Here is a 4,659-nt window from a genome sequence, read left to right as displayed (position 1 = left end):
CTTCTTCAACCGGTAACGTAATGCCCTGAAACTGATCCCCAGACGCTTTGCCGCCGCTGTCTTGTTCCACCGGGTTGCTTCCAGTGCCTTTTCAATAGCCGAGCGCTCAATGGTTTCCAGGTAGCCTTCCAGGTCCATTTCACCGTCCGGTAATGCCACTGTTCCGGTGCCCTCGGCCGCGTTATCGGGCGGGGGCCGGTTGTCGGGCGTCACCGGCGCGTTACCCATGTGCAGGTCATCCTCGCCGATCAGTTCTGCATCGCAGAGAGTGAACGCCCTTTCCAGAATGTTCTCGAGCTCGCGAACGTTGCCGGGAAAATCATAGGCTTCAAGTCGTGAGATTGCGTCTGGCGTGAGAGTGGCGGGCTCGCACTCGTACTCCCGGGCAATGCGGCCGAGAATGTGGCTGGCCAGCAGTCTGATGTCGTCGGGCCGGTCCCTGAGGGGAGGCGCGGCGAGTTCGATAACATTGATCCGGTAAAACAGATCCTGACGGAAATCTCCGCTCTGGACCAGCGCCGTCAGGTCTTTGTGGGTAGCGCTGAGCACCCGGATATCGACAGCGGCTTCTTTGCTGTCACCCACCGGGCGCACGGCTTTTTCCTGGATAGCACGCAGCAGCTTTACCTGCATGGCTAAAGGCAGATCAGCAACTTCATCGAGAAACAGGGTGCCGCCATCAGCGCTGCGGAACAGGCCATCCTTGTTCTCGTTGGCGCCGGTAAAGCTGCCCTTTTTGTGGCCGAAAAATTCGCTTTCCATCAATTCCGGCGGAATGGCGCCGCAGTTGACGGCAATAAAAGGACCCTCGCGCCGGGGACCCTGGAGATGAATCATTCTGGCGACCAGCTCTTTACCGCTGCCGGATTCGCCACTGATAAACACCGGGGCCTGGCTGCGGGCCAGCTTCCGCACCTGACTGCGCAGTCTTTTGATCTCGGGCGAGTTGCCCAGCAGAAGGCCCGGCTCGTCTTCCCCCTGGCCGGCCTCGAGATCAGGTTCTGAAAGCCTGAGCGCGCTGCTTACAAGCTCGCGCAGGCGTGGCAATTCAACCGGCTTGGAGACAAAATCGAAAGCGCCGGCCTTGAGCGATTCGATAGCCGTTTCCATGTTGCCATAGGCTGTTATCACGGCCACGGGCGTGGCCGGCACATGCTGCTGGATCCACTGAACCAGCTCGATGCCGTTGCCGTCCGGAAGATTCATATCGGTCAGGCACAATTGGGGCCGGTGTTCACAAAGCAGGGCTTTGGCAGAACCAACGTCTTTGGCAGTCAGTGTATCAATGCCCATCCGGCTGAGGGTTATATCCAGCAGGTCACGGATATCTGGTTCGTCGTCGACGATCAGGGCAGTGTGTTTGGTCATTGGTGTCGAGTGCGCTCCGTGTCGTGGGTCAGATCATGCGTCCGTGATGGGCAAAAGTGATGCGGAAACAGCAGCCGGCTCTGTCGGTATCCACCAGCGACAGATGAGCCTGGTTAGATTCGCACAGTTCCCGCGCCAGATAAAGGCCCAGACCGGTCCCGCCTTTATCGGTGGTGAAGAAGGGCTCAAAAATGGAGGTGCGGTTTGCCATGGCAATGCCGACGCCGGAATCGTGAACGTCCAGGTAGGTGCGCTCTCCATCTGCGGTGGCTCCGGCGTGCAGTTCTATTTCCGGCCGACCGGTGTTCTCCAGACTGTAGCGCAATCCGTTATCACATAAATTTACCAGAACCTGCTCTATCTGGCTGACGTCGAAGCGGGCCGGGGGCAGTCTGTCCTCGATCTCCATGTTGATAATGGGAGGGGTGCCGGAACCGCTGCCCAGGGTCTGCAGATAATCGTCGCGGAATGTCGGCAACCATTGGTCAATCTGCACCAGGTCGCTGTTTGCTTCGCGCCGGCGGGAGAGGTCCAGCACGTTTTCTATGATGCCGTTTACCCGTCGGCTATGGCGCTGAATGATGTCCAGCATTTTGCGGTCGCCGGCATCCAGATGTTCTGACTCCCGCATTAACTGGGAGGCGTGGCTGATGGCGCCCAGGGGATTGCGGATTTCATGGGCGATACCGGCAGTCAGCCGGCCGAGCGAGGCCAGCTTCATCTGCTGCGCCTGCTGGGTAACTTTGCTGAGGTCGTCAATAAACACCAGAATCTGGTCGCCGCGCTCCTGGTTGAGGTGGGCAAAATTGGCCTGGACCATGGGAGAGGTTGGCATGGCCTGAAACGGCTCGGTGCGCCCCTTCGGATTTTTCAGCCAGGCCTCCAGCCCGTCCCGTAGCGGCGCCGGCAGAGTGCGGCCACGGCTGAACATGTCCTTGTCCGGGCTAGAGCCGAACAACAGTTCTTCGGCGGCGGCGTTGGCCAGCCGGACGGCGCCGTAGCGGTCCATTACCAGAATGCCGGTGCGCATTCGTTGGATGATCTGGCGGTTGATCTGCTCCAGCTCGGCAATGCTCCTGGCGCGGGAACTGGCCAGGGCTTCACTTCTGAGCATGCGCCGCGAGATGTATTGCAGAATGAATGCGGTGGCAAAATACACAATGCCCAGTGACCCTGCCCGCACAATCTCGTCGACTGAGGAAAATTCGTAGAATACCGACCAGACCGCAATCCCGAGGGAGCAGATGGCACCGAGCGCGGCGTACAGGGTACCGATTCTGGAGGGCGTCAGGATATTGCCCGCCGCAATCGTTACGATCACCAGATTTGCCAGCCCGCTGGTCATCCCTGTGCTGGTCAGCAGCAGGCCATGCAACACCAGGATATCCATCAGCACGGACACAATGATGTGGCGGTTACGGGGCTGTAAGCCGGCCAGAAGAACCAGTCCGATAAACAGGTTGATGGCCAGATAGATAATGATGCCGGCGTGGTAGTATCCTTCCGCCCGCAACCGGGAGTCGAATTCCATTGGCGTCACAAACAGCATCATCAGTAGCAGGAAGCTGACCACCACCCGGTAGTGGTTGTAGATCCGGAACAGACGTGCCCGCTGGTAGCGGGGCGGGGCGTCAGCGGCGAAGCTGGGGGAGATCTGTGAAAGGTTTGCCATGATTTGCCTTTTCCGGAAGAATTCCTGGGCGCTGGGAGGTTATAATAGCCTTTTAACGGCAATGAGTTACAGGAGCAGTGTGTTATGTCAGGGCAAGCCGCAGGGACACCGGGAAAGCTCAGGGTGGTGATGGCGCAGCTGGATTTTATGGTGGGTGATATTCCGGGCAACACGGAAAAAGTTATCGAGGCCACCCACCGTGCCGAGAAGGAGCTGGCGGCAGATATCGTTGTCTTTCCGGAACTCTGCCTGACCGGTTACCCACCTGAAGACCTGTTGCTGCGACCGAGTATGGACCTGCGGATAAACGGGGCGCTGGAAAGGCTGGAGTCCGAATCCCTGGGCCCTGCGATTGTGCTGGGGGCGCCATTACGGCACGAAGGATTGCTGTATAACGCCGCCCTGGTGATTGATGGCGGTGCCATCAGCGGGCGCTACTTCAAACACTTTCCGCCGAACTATCAGGTGTTTGACGAAAAGCGCTATTTTGCCAGTGGCCAGGATGTTCTGGTGCTTGATATCCGTGGGGTGCCGGTGGGTCTGACTGTCTGCGAAGACATCTGGATTGACGGGCCGGTTGAGAGAACCGCTGCGGAAGGTGCAAGACTGATTCTGAACCTCAACGCCTCGCCCTATGACATTGACAAGCAGGCGCGTCGTAAAGCTCTGCTGGAGCGAAAGGCCCGTGATAACCAGGTCACCATTGCCTATGTCAATCTGGTCGGTGGCCAGGACGAGCTGGTATTCGACGGTGGCTCCGTAGTCTTTGATCATTCCGGCGTGCTGTGCGCTGAGGCACCCCAGTTCAGTGAGGGCCTGTTCCCGGTTGATCTGATCTGTGAGCACCATTGCCAGCCGGTTGAACAGCCCGCGCTTCCGGAGCCCTCGGTAGAGGCGAATGTGTACCGTGCTCTGGTCCTGGGTGTCCGGGACTACGTCAACAAGAACGGTTTTAAATCAGTTGTGATGGGACTCTCGGGTGGCATTGATTCGGCCCTGACCCTTGCCATAGCGGTCGATGCGCTGGGTCCGGAAAGAGTGCACGCGGTGATGATGCCTTTTCGCTATACCGCCAGCATGAGCGTTGAGGATGCGCGAACGCAGGCCACTGGCATGAAGGTCCAGTACGATGTGTTTTCGATAGAGCCCATGTATGACGCTTTCATGGCGACCCTGGCGGTGCCTTTCGAAGGGACCAGCCCGGACACCACGGAAGAAAACCTCCAGGCGCGCCTGAGGGGCGTTCTGCTGATGTCATTGTCGAATAAATTCGGGGCTCTGGTGCTTACCACCGGTAACAAGAGTGAAATGGCTGTCGGTTATTCCACCCTGTATGGCGATATGGCCGGGGGCTTCGATGCGCTCAAGGACGTACCAAAAACGCTGGTGACGAGGCTGGCGATATACCGCAACAGTATTTCCCCGGTAATCCCGCAGCGGGTGATTACCCGACCGCCGTCCGCGGAACTGGCGCCGGGTCAGAAAGACGAAGACAGCCTTCCCGGCTATGACGTTCTCGACCAGATACTGAACCTTTACGTCGAGCGGGATCTGAGTGCAGACGCCATTGTCGCCCAGGGGTTCTGCCGCGAGGATGTTGATCGCGTGGTTCGCCTTGT

3 protein-coding genes are annotated in these 4,659 nt (G+C 58.5%); 1 reads left to right on the top strand and 2 read right to left on the bottom strand.

Annotated features, from left to right (window positions below; genetic code table 11):
- Both VJ956_RS13295 and VJ956_RS13290 read right to left on the bottom strand, forming a co-directional pair.
- Positions 1 to 1,368, bottom strand: a 1,368-nt coding sequence (locus tag VJ956_RS13295) for a sigma-54 dependent transcriptional regulator (RefSeq protein WP_324085526.1), incomplete at its 3' end; no start/stop codon positions are given.
- 28 nt (positions 1,369 to 1,396) lie between these two features.
- Complete coding sequence (locus tag VJ956_RS13290) at positions 1,397 to 3,040, bottom strand: sensor histidine kinase (protein ID WP_324085525.1); 1,644 nt, start codon at positions 3,038 to 3,040, stop codon at positions 1,397 to 1,399.
- Positions 3,041 to 3,124: 84 nt separating this feature from the next.
- Here VJ956_RS13290 and VJ956_RS13285 point away from each other — a divergent pair.
- Positions 3,125 to 4,659: NAD+ synthase (locus VJ956_RS13285; protein ID WP_324085524.1), on the top strand; the 1,535-nt coding region annotated here is incomplete at its 3' end.

Source organism: Marinobacter sp., from assembly GCF_035268745.1.
Taxonomy (GTDB): Bacteria; Pseudomonadota; Gammaproteobacteria; order Pseudomonadales; family Oleiphilaceae; genus Marinobacter.
Note: the sequence above shows the minus strand (reverse complement) of the source record. Positions and strands in the feature narration are given on the sequence as shown.